Annotated in this window: 12 protein-coding genes; 6 read left to right on the top strand and 6 right to left on the bottom strand. The window is 47.5% G+C overall.

The genetic code is table 11. The annotated features are described in order from the left end of the window. Positions 1–7: 7 nt before the first annotated feature. The 3 genes from PGW99_RS02960 to PGW99_RS02950 all read right to left on the bottom strand — a co-directional run bounded on the left by PGW99_RS02960 (position 8) and on the right by PGW99_RS02950 (position 3,458). Positions 8–1,534 carry a DHA2 family efflux MFS transporter permease subunit gene (locus tag PGW99_RS02960; protein ID WP_273778614.1) on the bottom strand — a complete coding sequence of 509 codons (1,527 nt, stop codon included), beginning with the start codon at positions 1,532–1,534 and terminating at the stop codon, positions 8–10. Between the two features lie 10 nt (positions 1,535–1,544). Beyond that, positions 1,545–2,690, bottom strand: coding sequence for an EmrA/EmrK family multidrug efflux transporter periplasmic adaptor subunit (locus tag PGW99_RS02955; RefSeq protein ID WP_273778613.1), 1,146 nt, complete (start codon positions 2,688–2,690; stop codon positions 1,545–1,547). 270 nt (positions 2,691–2,960) lie between these two features. Further along, entirely contained in the window at positions 2,961–3,458 is a 498-nt protein-coding gene (locus tag PGW99_RS02950; RefSeq protein WP_273778612.1) for a thioesterase family protein, read from the bottom strand. Positions 3,459–3,566: 108 nt separating this feature from the next. Here PGW99_RS02950 and hemB point away from each other — a divergent pair, with 108 nt between their 5' ends. Together hemB and thiO are read left to right on the top strand one after the other, a co-directional pair. Then, positions 3,567–4,580 carry a porphobilinogen synthase gene (gene hemB / locus PGW99_RS02945; RefSeq protein ID WP_273778611.1) on the top strand — a complete coding sequence of 338 codons (1,014 nt, stop codon included), beginning with the start codon at positions 3,567–3,569 and terminating at the stop codon, positions 4,578–4,580. A gap of 27 nt (positions 4,581–4,607) precedes the next feature. Then, positions 4,608–5,732 (top strand): glycine oxidase ThiO, encoded by a 1,125-nt coding sequence (gene thiO, locus PGW99_RS02940; RefSeq protein ID WP_273779414.1) that lies wholly within the window; start codon positions 4,608–4,610, stop codon positions 5,730–5,732. Positions 5,733–5,748: 16 nt separating this feature from the next. Here the strand turns inward: thiO and PGW99_RS02935 are convergent, their stop codons facing one another. Continuing rightward, positions 5,749–6,663: a TIGR01777 family oxidoreductase gene (locus tag PGW99_RS02935; protein ID WP_273778610.1), complete on the bottom strand. Its 915-nt coding sequence runs from the start codon at positions 6,661–6,663 to the stop codon at positions 5,749–5,751. Between the two features lie 101 nt (positions 6,664–6,764). Further along, complete coding sequence (locus PGW99_RS02930) at positions 6,765–7,220, bottom strand: ABZJ_00895 family protein (RefSeq protein ID WP_273778609.1); 456 nt, start codon at positions 7,218–7,220, stop codon at positions 6,765–6,767. A gap of 413 nt (positions 7,221–7,633) precedes the next feature. On the opposite strand from PGW99_RS02930, the gene PGW99_RS02925 reads away from it, so the two are divergent. Then, on the top strand, positions 7,634–8,878 hold the full coding sequence (locus tag PGW99_RS02925; protein ID WP_273778608.1) for an exonuclease SbcCD subunit D C-terminal domain-containing protein: 1,245 nt from the start codon (positions 7,634–7,636) through the stop codon (positions 8,876–8,878). 10 nt (positions 8,879–8,888) lie between these two features. Beyond that, the gene (locus tag PGW99_RS02920; RefSeq protein ID WP_273778607.1) at positions 8,889–12,494 is read left to right on the top strand and encodes an AAA family ATPase; all 3,606 of its coding nucleotides are present in this window, start codon (positions 8,889–8,891) and stop codon (positions 12,492–12,494) included. A 75-nt stretch (positions 12,495–12,569) separates the two neighbouring features. Here the strand turns inward: PGW99_RS02920 and PGW99_RS02915 are convergent, their stop codons facing one another. Beyond that, positions 12,570–13,262, bottom strand: coding sequence for a YggS family pyridoxal phosphate-dependent enzyme (locus PGW99_RS02915; RefSeq protein WP_273779413.1), 693 nt, complete (start codon positions 13,260–13,262; stop codon positions 12,570–12,572). A 122-nt stretch (positions 13,263–13,384) separates the two neighbouring features. Here PGW99_RS02915 and PGW99_RS02910 point away from each other — a divergent pair, with 122 nt between their 5' ends. Continuing rightward, complete coding sequence (locus PGW99_RS02910; protein ID WP_273778606.1) at positions 13,385–14,422, top strand: type IV pilus twitching motility protein PilT; 1,038 nt, start codon at positions 13,385–13,387, stop codon at positions 14,420–14,422. Positions 14,423–14,451: 29 nt separating this feature from the next. Then, positions 14,452–15,570, top strand: coding sequence for a PilT/PilU family type 4a pilus ATPase (locus PGW99_RS02905; protein ID WP_273778605.1), 1,119 nt, complete (start codon positions 14,452–14,454; stop codon positions 15,568–15,570). Positions 15,571–15,616: the final 46 nt, after the last annotated feature.

The following is a 15,616-nucleotide window of genomic DNA, read 5'->3' as shown; positions in this document are numbered from 1 at the left end:
TCGGGCTTCAGTGGGGCGGCCCCGATGCTGTGCCTTGACGCGGTTTTGGGCACAGCCAGATAATCAATCCAGAAATCACAAAAATTACGCTGAATATCAAAAATACATGATTGGCAGACAAGGTCAGCGCTTCTTTATCGACCAAGTTTGAAATCATACCCAATACACTGTCATAAGATAAGCCATTTTGCTGTAGGGTTTTCTGAATATCCTCGGGTTGCAGTCGGGCTACAATCTCACTACGTGCCAATTTGGCATGATCATCCCACAGGGTAGCCGCAACTGAAGCGCCTATCGCCCCTGCCATCGTACGCATAAAACTCATTAAACCAGCTGCTGAGGCAATTTCCTGCGGTAACACTGAAGCCAATGCCATATTGGACAGCGGAATAAAGAAAAAAGGAACCGCAAATCCCTGCAAAATTTGCGGAAGAACAATCGTCATGAAATCCGCTTCATTGGACCAGAAAGCTCTCAACAAGGTCACACCACCGAGTAACAACAAACCACAACTCGCCAAAACACGCTGATCATATTGCACTGCCAGTTTAGCTACAATCGGTGACATCATCACACTACCGATACCCATGGTGGCCGTGACATAACCGGCCCAGGTCGCCGTATAGCCGATATTTACCTGTAACCATTGCGGAATCAGCACAATACTGCCAAAAAATGCTCCAAACCCACAGGATAAAGCGAGCACAGAAATACTGAATCCACGATGCCGGAATACCCGGACATTGACTACGGGATGATGCTCTGTCATCTCCCAGATGAGAAAGATAATAAATCCGGTGACCGCAATTGCTGCGAGCGCCACAATGATCTGGCTATGGAACCAGTCATGTTCATGCCCCAAATCCAGCATCAGCTGCAGGGCACCAATCCAGATCACCAGCAACAGCAGCCCCATCTTGTCTATTTTTAATTTTGCTAACGGACTTTCTACCGATTTCAGCAAACTGATCGCGCCAAGTGCACAAACAATCCCCACCGGAAGATTAATAAAGAAAATCCAGTGCCAGGACATATTGTCACTGATTAATCCCCCGAGAATTGGCCCTAAAACGGGTCCAATCACGGTCGTCATGGCCCACAATCCCATCGCTTGTGCATGTTTTTCCTGAGGGAAAATACGCATCAGCAAGGTCTGGCTGAGCGGCATAATCGGACCACCGAACAGGCCCTGACCAATCCGGCACAGTACCAGCATCAACAGACTGTTGGATAAACCACACAGCACTGAAAACACAGTAAAACCGATAACACAAGTCACAAAAGTACGGACAATACCAAAACGCCCTGCAAGCCAGCCCGTCAGCGGCACACAGATCGCCTCAGCAACGGCATAGGAGGTAATGACCCAGGTTCCCTGCGTGCTTGAAACGGCGAGACTGCCGGTAATATGGGGCAAAGAAACGTTGGCAATCGTGGTATCCAGCACCACCATAAAATTGGCAAAGGCCAGGAAGAAGGCTGCGATCCACAAACGGCTTCCGGTCAAATCAGGAAATGGGGCTGGACGGTTCATTGCGAGCCTGCTACTTGAGTTGTACTGTGGCTGTCATGGACAGCCCAACGCGTAAAGGATGGGCTGCAAGCTCTTTTGGATCGAGGCTAATCCGTACAGGTAACCGCTGAACCACCTTAATCCAGTTGCCCGTAGCATTCTGTGCCGGGATCAAGGCAAATGCGGCACCGGTTCCTCCGGAGAAACCGACCACCTTACCGTGATACACCACATCATCACCATAATAATCTGAAACTAGAGTGACCGACTGTCCGGCTTTGACTTTGGCCAACTGGCTTTCTTTAAAGTTGGCATCTACATACAGTTGTGCCACCGGCACGATCATCATCAGGGCTGTACCCGGTGCCACCCGTTGTCCGACCTGTACATTGCGTCGGGTAATCACTCCATCAACAGGCGCACGAATACGGGTACGCTCCAGATCCAATAGCGCCTGATCAACACGCGCTTGGGCAGCCTGCACATCTGGTGTCGACTGTTGATTGGTACCTCGAATTAACGCTTCATTGGCAGCCAGGGTGCTTTCGGCAGCTTTACGGCTGGATTCCGCCTGAGCCACTTGTGCCTGAGCCAGTGATAGACCCGCCCGTGCTGTTTCAACCGCAGCCTGTGCGCTGGTCAATTCTTCTTTGGAAATCGCCCCGGTTTCGATCAGCTTCTGACGGCGTGCATAGTCATTCTGTGCCTTGTTCAAATCCGCCTGTGCTTTGCTGAGTTGAGCTTGCGCACTGGCAATTTCATCACGACGTACCAGAATCTGTGAATTTAAGGACTGACTGTTCGCGGAGGTCTGATTGTATTGACGTTGTGCTTTGGCCAATTCAGCTTGAGCCTGTGCCAATGCAATTGTTGCATCGCGGGTATCCAGACTGAGTAACAGCTCCCCTTTTTTGACCTGCTGGGTGTCTTTTACGCGCACCTCCACGACCTGACCACTAACCATTGAAGTGATAGATGCCGTTTCGGCACCTACATAGGCATTATCCGTGCTGACTGAATCCTGTCCGACCCACATCCAAATTGCATAAATTAAAACAGCAGCAATAAACAATACGGCTACAATTTTCAGCAGCGTTTTACGTTTGTTCATCTGTGTACCGTGATTTTCAGCGGGAACGGCTGCGGCATCCTTCGCAGATGGCTGAGTATCGGTCATATTTTATTCCTTATCCAGATTGTTCAAGCACAAACATCCCATGCACGATATGGGCTCTTTTATTAAGGGAAACAGGCAGCTGACTGCACTGTGGGCAAGAAATATCACGATTGTAAAACATCAAACTTAAATTACGATCTAAAAACGTAACTGTTGAGTTTTCTATTTTTATCCCACTTTTCAGAATGTTCTGAATATACAAGTTTGACCAGGCAATAAAAAAGCTGATTCGGGACAATCAGCTTCAAGAAAAGATGAGATCAGACCTATTTAGTAGGCGTAAGAGGCAATTGCGGTCGCGATGGCTTTTTCCTCATCATTGACCATGGTCATCCGCACGGTACAGCCTTTGCGTCCAAAGCGTAAAATCTTACCACGGGCAATAAAATACTGGCCTCGGCCTGGTGCAAGATAATCTACTCGCATATCAACCGTAGCCAGCCGCGAGATTTTTTTTGAGGTTTCATGCAAATCTTCTACATGACGGCGATGATAGACTTCTGCCATCGCAATCACCCCACCTACACTATCTAAAAAGGTCGCTGCCACACCACCATGCAAAATCTGAAAGGCTTTATTTCCAATCAGATAAGGCTGCATCTCAAAATAGCCTTCGATCTGACCCTGCCGCACCCGCATCTGCATGCCGACATGTTGAAAAAATGGTGCCTGATTAAATGCCGCACATAACTGTTCCACCATCTGATCACTGTCATGATGCTCATGCAGCAGCAGGTTCCCCGTCCAGGTTTTATCGGTATTGCTCATATGAATTATCGTATGCACTCGTTGAGAAAAAGCATTGGTTACCATACCCAAATGGCTGGATATGGGACTACAATAGGCCTATATCTTATACTGATAAACGAGATTGTTATGACTTATACGTTCAATCGTCCCGCTTTTCCTGCGACCCGTATGCGCCGCATCCGCAAGAATGATCAACTCCGCGCCATGGTCAGCGAGACGCAATTGACGGCCCATCACTTGATTTATCCAGTATTTGTATTGCCAGGTCAGAACCAGACTCAAGATATTCCCAGCATGCCGAACATCCAGCGCCTGTCTGCCGACCTGTTATTAAAAAAAGCGGAACGCTTACTTGAACTAGGGGTATCTAAACTGGCGCTATTCCCGGTTACCCCGCAAGAAGATAAAAGCCTGACTGCAGAAGCCGCATGGCGTGAGGATGGTCTGGTACAAAATACCGTTCGCCTGTTAAAAAAAGAATTGCCGGAAATGGTGCTGATCACCGATGGTGCATTAGATCCTTATACCACGCATGGTCAGGATGGCATCATTGACGACACCGGTTATGTGTTGAATGATGAAACCGTAGAATGTCTGATCAAACAGGCCTTGAGCCATGCCGAAGCCGGTGCCGACGTGGTTGCACCGAGTGACATGATGGACGGCCGTATTGGTGCGATCCGCCAGGCACTTGAAGCCAATAACTTGATCTATACCAATATCATGGCCTATTCCGCCAAGTATGCCTCTAGCTTCTATGGACCATTCCGAGATGCAGTAGGTTCGGCTAGCAACTTAAAAGGTGGCAATAAATACAATTATCAAATGGATATTGGCAACCGCGCTGAAGCCCTGCACGAAATTGCGCTGGACATTCAGGAAGGGGCCGATATGGTGATTGTCAAACCAGGCATGCCCTATCTGGATATTGTGCGTGAAGTGAAAGATAGCTTTGGGGTTCCAACCTTTGTCTATCAGGTCAGTGGTGAATATGCGATGCTGGCCGGAGCCATCCAGAACGGCTGGTTGTCGGAAAGTGTCATTTTAGAGTCACTAATGTGCTGCCGCCGTGCCGGTGCCGATGGCATCTGGACCTATTTTGCTGAAACAGCAGCTGAACATCTCAAGAATATGCGATAACCCCACTAACCTGAATTTGAGTACATGATGCATATCGCCATTATTGGAGCAGGCGTCAGCGGTTTGTTGTCTGCTTTAGAACTTGTGGAACACGGCTGTTCCGTGTCGATTTTTGATCAACAGCAGGCCGGTCGTGCCGCATCCTGGGCAGGAGGAGGGATTCTCTCCCCGATGTATCCCTGGCGATATCCGCATGAAGTCAACACATTGGCACAACATGGCAAACGCCTGTATCAGCAGTTGAATGAAAAAATCAGCCCAGTCACCGGCATTGATTTTGAAATCAACGAAAGTGGTATGCTGATTTTTGATGAAGATGATTTTGAGATTGGCCTGAACTATGCGGAACGCTATCAGGAACCGATGCAGGCCTGCGAATATCTACAGCGGGAACAGTTGGAACAGGTCAATCCGCATGTTGGGTTTGCTTTTCAACACGCCATTTATTTTCCACAAATCGCCAATGTACGTAACCCACGCTTGCTGCAATCGCTGATTCAGTATTTAAAACTGCACCCCAAAGTGCAGTTTTTTGAAAATACCCCGATCTCACAGTTGGAATTCCACAATGGTCAAGTCACGGCATTGATCAGCGCAGACCGGCAAAAATTTCACGCTGATCAGTTTGTCATCACGACAGGGGCCTGGAGCCAAAAATGGGCAGAACCCTTGCAACTGGATATTCCGGTACGCCCGGTACATGGCCAGATGATATTATTTAAAGCACCTGAAAACTGGTTACCGACCATGTGCATGAACAAGGTGATGTATCTGATTCCCCGGCAGGATGGCCATATTGTCTGCGGTTCCAGCATGTCAGAGCGTGGCTTTGACACCACTCCTGTCGATGCCATCCGCGAGAATATTCTCGATGCCTCGCTGGAAATGGTGCCGGAACTGGCCCAATTCCCGATCGTCCAGCAATGGGCCGGTCTGCGTCCCGGAACGCCAGAAGGGATTCCTTATATTGGCCAGATGCCAGAAGTGAGAAACCTTTGGGCCAATTTCGGTCATTTCCGCAATGGTCTGGTCATGGGACCAGCGTCAGCCCAGCTGTTAAGACAAATGATCCTGCAACAGCCAACACTCACAGATCATCAACCTTACTCACCGCAACGTTTAATCAAACACTCTGCCCTGGCAATTTCATAATGCAGTTTGTAAATGTTCACGGTGCTTTAAGGAGATGTTTGAGCGCACCTTCCAGGGTTGGGTACTGAAACTCAAAGCCTTGGGACAGCAAAGCTTGGGGGGTCACACGCTGACCATTGAGCACCAATTGTGACTGTTCACCCAATGCCAAACGCAGCACCCAAGCAGGTAAACTGAATAAAGGTTTGCGCTGCAAGATTTTTGCAGCTGTTTGTGCAAATTGCTGCTGGGTGACATTTTCCGGTGCCACCACATTAAACACCTGCTGTTCCGATTCAGGGTGCTGCAAGACATGCCAGATCGCGGCCAGTACATCCTGTATATGTACCCAGACCACCGGCTGACGGCCATGACCAATCCGGCCTGCAGTCTTGAGCTTAATCGGTAACAACATTTGCGGCAGAATCCCGCCTTGCGCAGCAAAAACCACGGCCAGACGAATAATTTTAATGTTCTGTTGGCGATGTCGCAGCGCTTCTTGCTCCCATAACTGGCAAAGTTCAGACATGAAGATGGCTTGCGGTGGAGACTGTTCGCTACAGACTTCTGACCATTGCTCCTGTTCATCAATGCCGTAATAGCCTATCGCCGAACCGGAGACGATACATTTGGGATAGACCTGCTGTTGGTCTAGCCAGTCCAGTAAACGACGTGTGGTCTGTACCCGGCTATCGATCAGCTTTTGTTTACGCGCATCTGTCCAGCGGGCTTCACCAATACTTTCCCCCGCCAGGTTAATCACATAATCAATCTGTTCGCCTTTGAGCTGATCAAAATCATGAATCAGGCGGTAGCCAGGCTGTTGCGGTTGCAGATTTCGTTGTCGGCTGTAACCAATCACCTGACAACCTTTTTCGAGTAAAAAAGGAACCAAATGCTGCCCAATAAATCCTGTGGCTCCGGTCAGCAAAACTGTGGCATTTGATGGCATCGGCTTGCTCCATAATGATCATGCAGGTTGATTTCAGCATAGCGGTTTAGCATCCAGAATCAAACACATACTCAGAACGATGCGCAAATAAAAAACTGGTTTTAAATGGAGGAACCGAATTTATGCTGGGCCATGCGCTGCGCTTGTGGTCCATAAAACCAGTAGGTCAATAAACACAGCGGAATCGCCAGCATCAGAATCATGCCGGCAATGAGCGCCAAGAACAGAGGCTGTTTTAAATACAGCAAAAAGTTCTGCCATACTTCAGGATCCTGCCGGGAAAACAACCACAATCCAGACAATACACCCAGCGCATTATAACCCCAGAAAATCAGGCTGAAATTGAGGGTAAACTGCTTACGTTCCTGCTGGGTAGGTGCCCGGCGTTGCTGATTGAGGAACAGGTACAGCACGATGATCATGGCCAATAAATAAGGCACTGCGGTTAGAATTCCTCCTACTCCCAATGGTAATAATGCGGCCAACACCCCGACCAGCAAGGTAAGGACCAGACAGAGCAGAAAAAACCACAGATAATATTTTTTTAATGACACCATGACAGTGAATCCGGTAAATAAAGCAGCAGTATAAAAATTTTCGCGATCTTTTGCATTTTCTTGTCAACCAAATCGCGCAGACAGCGTTATATAAAGTGTAAGGTCTGAAGAAATCATTGTTTCGCACGGCATCCGCAAAATCATGTTGGACGCAGCCCTTCAAGTTTCAACACAGAATAACAAACCAACTTCCCTGTAATCGATTGATCAGCAGCCAATCTTTTATCATGACGAAGTTCCTTTGACCGACGATTTCTCATCACTCGAATCGTCGGTCTTTATTTTTTATAGATCGCTCATTCCTCAGCTTTGCACGCCTGCGACAAAAATCGCCGTGAGACTGTAATTCTCTGCACACAACTCCCTGCTTTATTTATAGTATAGGGACTGAATTTTCATTTGAGTTCAAGGGCATGACGGTTCACTTCTTACACACATCGGATTGGCATTTGGGACAATTCTTCTACGGCCATTCACGTCAGTATGAACATGAACAGTTCTTGGCCTGGTTACTCGAACAGATTGCACAGCAACAGCCCCATGCCTTACTCATCGCCGGGGATTTGTTTGATGTGATCAATCCCGCTTCGAGTGCGCAAAAACAACTCTATCAGTTTCTTGCCGATGCCCATCAGCGAGCCCCCCATATGCAGACCCTGATGATTGCCGGTAACCATGATTCAGGTTACCGCATTGAACAGGTGGAGCCCTTGCTAGAAAAATATAACGCCAAAACCGTGGGAATCGTGCACTGGAATGCTGACCGGACACTTGATTTCGACCGCCTGATTATCCCGATCCATGATGCCCAGGGACAAATTGTGGCCTGGTGTGTCGCTTTACCTTTTTTACGCCCTGCCGAAATCACCGGTTATAACGACGCAACAGCGGACACCAGTCGTGCCATTGAGTACATCCATCAACGGGTTATTGCCGAAGCCAAGGCACGAAAAAGCCCTGAACAGGCACTCATTCTCATGACCCATGCCCATTTACAGGGGGCAGAAACATCGGACTCCGAACGCCAGATTGTGATTGGCAATCAGGAAGCACTCTCCACGCAATTGTTTGGAGATGAAGTTGATTATGTAGCACTCGGGCATTTACATAAACCGCAAAAGGTTCAGCATGAGCATATCCGTTACAGTGGGGCACCGATTCCGCTGTCCTTTAGTGAAATTCACTACCCGCATCAGGTTCTGAATATCCATATTCAGCCCCAGCAGCAACAAAAATTAGCGATCGAGAAATTATCCATTCCGAGAACCATCCCTTTATATCGGCTCGCAGGCGAACTCGATGAAGTCCTTCAACAACTACGCGATTTACCCAATGGTGCGGCACAAGCGATTGACCAGCGGGCTTTTGTGGATATTGAATATTTCAGCCTGAAGCCACCACCACCCGATTTGCGTCTGCAAATTGAGAAACTGCTACCAGAACAACAATATCGTCTGGTTCGGATCAGCCGGAAACTGGTCAATACAGACCAAACTGCCAATATGACCTCTAAAATTGATCTGGTCCCCCCAACCCCGGAAAGCCTGTTTCATGACTTATGGGAAAAAATGGGCTATGAACAGGATCCTGAAGTCATGCAGGACTTTCTCACGTTGCTGGGCGAGGCGAACGATGCCTTGCATCCAACTGAACCTTAGGTGAGCCGCCATGAAAATTTTACGCCTAAAATTACAGAATCTGGCCTCACTCAGTGGTGAGCAGGAGATTAATTTTGAAGCCGATCCTCTGGTTCATGCCGGTCTGATTGCAATTACCGGCTCCACGGGTGCCGGCAAATCCACCCTGCTGGATGCCATGTGTCTTGCATTATTTGACCAGATTCCTCGTCTGAAACAGAGTGATGGCAAGCTGCGGGATGCCAGTGGTCAGGATATTTCCATTAAAGACACCAAAAACATCTTACGCCGCGGGACGACGAGTGGTTTCGCTGAACTGGATTTTGTTGGACTCGACCAAAAACATTACCGTGCACGCTGGGAAATTCGCCGTGCACGCAACAAACTCGATGGCAACCTGAAAATTGACCGTTCAGTTTTGTGTCTGGACGATCAACGTGTTCTGACACAAAAAATATCCGAGTGTAATGACACGATTTTTCGCTTGATTGGCCTGAGTTTTGAACAGTTCACCCGTGCCGTGCTGTTGGCTCAGTCTGAAGTTGGCGCATTTTTAAAAGCCAAGGATCAGGAACGTGCAGATTTATTGGAATATCTCACCAACTCCAACATTTTTAGCCAGGTGGGCAAAGCCGCATTTGAAAAAACCAAGGCCATCCGTTTAGAGAAAGAAAAATTCAATGATATCTTGGGGCATATTGAGTTATTGACCGCTGAGCAAGTCACACAACTTCAGCAAGCGTTACAGCAGCAAGAACAGAACCTGCAACAGTTGCAACAAAATAAATCCCTGCTCGAACGAGAATGGCAATGGCATCAACGGCAACATGAATTACATGCAGAAATTCAGGGTAAACAGGAAATTTACCAGCTGCAATTGGCGGCAGATCAACAGCTCAATACCGAACGCGAAAAATTACAACAGCTGTCCCAATTTGCTGAAATTCGCTCTAGCGTAGAACAGCAACAACAACTGCAGCAGCAACACATTCAACTGCAACAGCAGCTAAAACAACTGGAGTCGCCATTTTCTGCACTGCAAAGCGAGTTTAAACTCAAAGAACACGCCTATTTACAGGCTGAGCAGCAATTACAGCAAGAAAAAAACTTTCAGCAGCAGATCCAGCCCCAAATCGCACAAGCCGAGCAGTATGCACACGAGCGGGAAATCCTGGCCAGCAAGTTCCGTGAACTTCGCGATCAGTATGAACAGGCACAACAACAGTTACCCTCTCTGCAACAGCAAATTCAAAAATTAGAACAACAGCAGGTACAGCTACAACAGCAGCAGCAACTTCTGACGCAACAACTATCCGACAGTCAACACCTGGCTATTTTTGATGAAGAACCGCAGGCAATCCTACGTCTGCTGCAACAGATTCAACATCAGCAGCAGCTGATTCAACAGCGCTTTCCCGCCCAAGCGGCACTGGACGCCCCAGCATTACACATCCAATTAAACCTATGCCAAGCGCAGATCACCCCCCTACATGAAAAATTTGGCAATACCAACACCTTACAGACCGAAATTCAGCAGTTACAGCAGCAACGAGAAGCCGTGCTACAACAGGGATATGCCCTGCAGAATCTTGTGCAAAAGCTGCGAAATTACCTGGAACAGCATCAACAACAACGACAGCTGGAATCTGCACTGACGCATTCACAGCAACAGCTGCAAGAACACGGGCAACAAGAAAAACAGGCTCAACAACAGTATGAGACGGCCAAAAAAGAACGTGAACAATTACAAAAAATCTTACAGCAACAACGCCTGATCCACTCCCAGAATGTCGAAGAACTGCGTGCCAGTCTGCAAACCGATCAGCCCTGCATGGTCTGTGGCAGTATCACACATCCTTACATTGACCATGCACAGTTGGTAGAAAAATCTTTGCTTGCTCTCCAGGAACAGCAGGAACAACAATTGCGACAAGCAGAACAGGACAGTTTTAGCCTTTGGCAAACCTGTCAGCAGGCACGAGTGGTAAGCGAGCAGCGTTATCAGCATCAACAACAGCAACTTACTGAGCTACATCGGCAGCTTGAACAGCTGCGTGATACGCTCAGCACAGACTCACAACAGCTCACGGTAGAAATTGACTTAAAGCAAAGTGATGAACATCTGCTAGGCCACATCAGCATACTGGAAAATGCGCAGCAAGATCGCCAACAGCGCCTCGAACAGCAGCTGGAGCAACTCAAACTTAGTCTGCAAGAATTACAAAGCCACGAGCAGAAAGTACTACAGCTCCAGCAGCAACTTGAACAGCAACAACAACTCGAACAACTCGAACTGCCAATCGTACAGCATTTATCTGAGAGCATGTGCCAGGCTTGGGAGGCTGACCGCATCGGCTGTATCCAGCAACTCAGCACTGCATTACAAAACCGCCATGCCCTGCTCAACCAAATTAAACAATTACAGCAACAGCTGCAGCCCCTTGAAAATGAGCTGCATCTTCAACAGCAACAACGCGCTCAACAACAACAGCAATTGACTCAATTACAGCAGGCACTCGAGCAAACCCAATTACAGGGAGAACAACTCAAACAGCATGTCGTTCAATTAACGGCTGCTTATGCCGAACCTCCCTTTGAAACGGCAAAAGAATGGCTTGATCAACTCAAACAGAAACTGCATACGCTTGAGCAAAACTGTAGTGAGCACAAACAGCAATTTGAGCATCTGCAGACGGACTATCTACGACAGCAACAACAACTGCAACAGCTGCAAGCTCAACAGCAACTGACGGAACAACAACTGCACGCTTGCCAGCAGAAAATCACGCTATGGCAACAACAAACGCAATTTTCTGATGGTCAGATTACTACGCTGTTACAGATCTCCAGCCAAATGGAACAGCAGTTACGCCAGCATTTGCACACCCATGAACAGACCTTACAACAAGCCAAAACGGCGCTAGAGACCTTACAAGACCAGCAACAGCGACATCTTAAAGATCAACCAGAACGTGACTTTTTCCAGGTCCAACAACAACTCGCCGACCTAGAACAACAGACACAGGACTTCTCGGCACAGCGTGATGAACTGAAACTAAAACTGCAGCTACAGCAACAAAATCTGCAGAAACAGCAGCAGTTTCAACAGCAAATCCAGCGTATCCAGCAACAAGAATACCGCTGGAGTCGTATCTCCGATCTGATCGGGAGTGCAGATGGCAGCAAGTTTAAAAAAATTGCCCAGGAACACCATCTGGACATTCTGGTGGAATATGCCAATCAACAATTGCAACCGCTGGCACCACGCTATCAACTACAGCGTATCGATAACAGCCTGGGACTAGCCATCATTGACCATCATATGAATGGTGAGATTCGTCCGGTACTTTCACTCTCGGGTGGGGAAACCTTTCTGGTTTCTTTAGCGCTTGCTTTGGCGATTGCCCAAATGGCGTCAGGTTCCATGAAGATTGAATCCCTGTTTATTGACGAGGGCTTTGGCACCTTGGATCCAGCATCCCTGCACATCGTGATGGATGCACTGGATCATTTACAAAATCAGGGCCGTAAAATCATCCTGATTTCCCATATCCAGGAAATGCATGAACGCATTCCGGTTCAGATTCAGGTGAAACCGGTGGGCTCGGGTGCCAGTCATATTGAAATTGTGGGCTAAAATTGCAGCCAGCATATAGCGTTGTGCCCTTGCACCATCAAAATGGCATATCAGCGGCATCAGCTGGTTTTACTTTCAAGCTTTTACTGAATAATCACGCGCGCCAAACAGTGCGGTTCCGACACGAACCATGGTCGAGCCTGCAGCAATTGCCTCTGCCATATCGGCAGACATTCCCATGCTTAAGGTATCCCAATCTTGCGGTTGGGCATGTTCAACTTTCACCTGATCAAACAAAGTCTTGGCATCACTAAATGCAGCAGTATTGCCCGGCTTTGGAATCACCATCAAGCCACGTAAACGTAAATGTGGCAACTGGCTGATCTGCCGGACCAGTTCTGGGACTTCTTGCAGTGTACAACCATCTTTCGTTTCTTGCCCATCAATATTGACCTGAATACAGATATTCAAAGGTGGCTGGCTGGCTTCACGCTGATTAGATAAACGCTCGGCAATGATCAGACGATCCACACCATGCACCCAGGCAAACTGTTCAGCTAAATGCTTGGTTTTATTACGCTGCACATGACCAATAAAATGCCACTCTATCTGTAAATCCTGTAACGCAGCCATCTTGTCCAGTGCTTCTTGCAGATAGTTTTCACCAAAAGCACGTTGCCCGGTAGCATACATTGCGCGCAGGGCATCACTCGGATGGGTTTTGGAAACTGCAAGTAAATGCACCGTCGCAGGATCACGCTGGCACTGCTGACAGGCTTGCTGGATTTGTGCCAGAACCTGATTTCTGGCTTGCTCAACTGGATTCATTGACATGATTCTCATTTCATTGATCTTTTTTTACTTTCTCAACAGACAACTGTTGGTTAAGCGTGGGGAAAGCCGTATTATTCTACAAAATAATTACGTACTTTGATTATTCTGGGGACCTCATGGATATTACAGAACTCTTAGCCTTCTCTGCGAAAAATGGCGCATCAGATTTACACCTTTCCGCAGGTATGCCACCGATGATTCGTGTGGATGGCGAAGTTCGTCGCATTAACTTACCTGCCCTAGAACACAAAGAAGTTCACCGTCTTGTTTACGATATCATGAATGATAAACAGCGTCGTGACTATGAAGAACGCCTAGAAACCGACTTTTCTTTTGAAGTGCCAGGAGTTGCACGTTTCCGTGTGAACGCCTTTAACCAGAACCGTGGTGCAGGCGCCGTATTCCGTACCATTCCATCGAAAGTTTTGACGATGGAAGATTTAGGTATGGGGCAAATTTTCAAGGAAATCGCGGAATATCCACGTGGTATCGTGTTAGTGACAGGGCCAACAGGTTCAGGTAAATCTACCACGCTTGCGGCCATAATCGACTATATCAACGAACATCGTTATGACCATATCCTGACTATTGAAGATCCGATCGAATTTGTACACCAATCCAAGAAATGTCTGGTCAACCAGCGTGAAGTGCATCGCGATACGCATGGCTTTAATGAAGCACTGCGTTCAGCACTGCGTGAAGACCCTGATATTATTCTCGTGGGTGAGATGCGTGACCTCGAAACCATCCGTTTGGCCTTAACCGCTGCGGAAACCGGTCACTTGGTGTTTGGTACACTACATACTACCTCTGCGGCTAAAACCATTGACCGTATCATTGACGTTTTCCCGGCAGAAGAAAAAGACATGGTTCGTGCCATGCTGTCTGAATCCTTACAAGCTGTAATTTCACAAACCCTATTGAAAAAGAATGGGGGTGGCCGTGTGGCAGCACATGAAATCATGATTGGGATTCCTGCGATCCGTAACCTGATTCGTGAAAACAAAGTGGCCCAGATGTATTCTGCCATTCAAACTGGGGCCAACTACGGTATGACCACACTGGATCAGACACTTAAATCACTGGTGGCAAAAGGCGTGATCAGTCCGCAAGTGGCACGTACCGCGGCAAAACAACCAGAATCATTTTTATAATTTTTTTAAGGATTAATGAGGGGGAAATCATGGACTTTAATGATTTACTGAACTTAATGATACAACAAAAAGCTTCAGACTTATTTATTACCGCCGACGTTGAACCCTCTATGAAAATCAACGGGCAAATTGTACCGGTCTCCAAAACCAAATTGACTGGGGAGATTGTAGGCCAACTTCTACATTCGATCATGTCAGACAAACAGCGTCTTGAATTTCAGCAGACACGTGAATGTAACTTTGCGATTACCAACCGCGAGAAAAGTGCACGCTTCCGTGTCAGCGCCTTTCAGCAGCGTGATTTACCTGGCATGGTGTTACGTCGTATTGAAACCAAAATTCCAAGTATGGAAGACCTGAATTTACCACCGATTCTTAAAGATCTCGCCATGACCAAACGTGGCATTATTATCTTTGTCGGTGCAACCGGTACGGGTAAATCAACGTCACTGGCCTCGATGATTGGTTATCGTAACCACAATTCCAAAGGTCATATCATCACAATTGAAGACCCGATCGAGTTCGTACATGAACACGCGGGCTGTATTATTACCCAACGTGAAGTTGGAATTGATACCGATTCATTTGAAGTGGCTCTGAAAAATACCCTACGTCAGGCGCCAGATGTCATTCTGATCGGTGAGATTCGTTCCCGTGAAACCATGGACTATGCGATTGCCTTTGCAGAAACCGGTCACTTGGTTTTGGCAACGCTGCACGCCAACAATGCCAACCAGGCGCTAGACCGGATTATTCACTTCTTTGATGCTGACCGCCATAGCCAACTGTATATGGACTTGTCACTCAACCTGAAAGCGATTGTGGCACAGCAACTGATTCCGACCGTTGATGGAAAATCCCGTCGTGCTGCCATTGAACTGCTGATCAATACCCCCCTTCTGGCTGATTACATCCGTAAGGGTGAAATTCACAACATCAAAGACCTGATGAAACGTTCACGTGAACTGGGCATGCAGACCTTCGACCAGGCACTGTTTGATCTCTATCGTGCGGGTATCATCAATTATAAAGAAGCATTAAAACATGCCGATGCACCAAACGATCTACGTCTACAAATCAAGTTGATCGAAGAAGGTGGTGACCAGTTATTGAATGCAAGCCGCAATATCACGTTTGATAACCATTAAGATTTATCCAGATCAAAAAAAGAAGCTTTAAAGCTTCTTTTTTTAT

Origin of the sequence: Acinetobacter sp. GSS19, assembly GCF_028621895.1 — a bacterium.
Taxonomy (GTDB): domain Bacteria; phylum Pseudomonadota; class Gammaproteobacteria; order Pseudomonadales; family Moraxellaceae; genus Acinetobacter.
The sequence above is the reverse complement of the archived record's forward strand: the minus strand, read 5'-3'. Positions and strand labels throughout refer to the sequence as shown.

Excerpts from the sequence above, each read along its gene's own strand:
- PGW99_RS02960 (WP_273778614.1), bottom strand. The coding sequence starts at position 1,534 with ATGAACCGTCCAGCCCCATTTCCTGATTTGACCGGAAGCCGTTTGTGG.
- PGW99_RS02955 (WP_273778613.1), bottom strand. The coding sequence starts at position 2,690 with ATGACCGATACTCAGCCATCTGCGAAGGATGCCGCAGCCGTTCCCGCT.
- PGW99_RS02950 (WP_273778612.1), bottom strand. The coding sequence starts at position 3,458 with ATGAGCAATACCGATAAAACCTGGACGGGGAACCTGCTGCTGCATGAG.
- hemB (WP_273778611.1), top strand. The coding sequence starts at position 3,567 with ATGACTTATACGTTCAATCGTCCCGCTTTTCCTGCGACCCGTATGCGC.
- thiO (WP_273779414.1), top strand. The coding sequence starts at position 4,608 with ATGCATATCGCCATTATTGGAGCAGGCGTCAGCGGTTTGTTGTCTGCT.
- PGW99_RS02935 (WP_273778610.1), bottom strand. The coding sequence starts at position 6,663 with ATGCCATCAAATGCCACAGTTTTGCTGACCGGAGCCACAGGATTTATT.
- PGW99_RS02930 (WP_273778609.1), bottom strand. The coding sequence starts at position 7,220 with ATGGTGTCATTAAAAAAATATTATCTGTGGTTTTTTCTGCTCTGTCTG.
- PGW99_RS02925 (WP_273778608.1), top strand. The coding sequence starts at position 7,634 with ATGACGGTTCACTTCTTACACACATCGGATTGGCATTTGGGACAATTC.
- PGW99_RS02920 (WP_273778607.1), top strand. The coding sequence starts at position 8,889 with ATGAAAATTTTACGCCTAAAATTACAGAATCTGGCCTCACTCAGTGGT.
- PGW99_RS02915 (WP_273779413.1), bottom strand. The coding sequence starts at position 13,262 with ATGAATCCAGTTGAGCAAGCCAGAAATCAGGTTCTGGCACAAATCCAG.
- PGW99_RS02910 (WP_273778606.1), top strand. The coding sequence starts at position 13,385 with ATGGATATTACAGAACTCTTAGCCTTCTCTGCGAAAAATGGCGCATCA.
- PGW99_RS02905 (WP_273778605.1), top strand. The coding sequence starts at position 14,452 with ATGGACTTTAATGATTTACTGAACTTAATGATACAACAAAAAGCTTCA.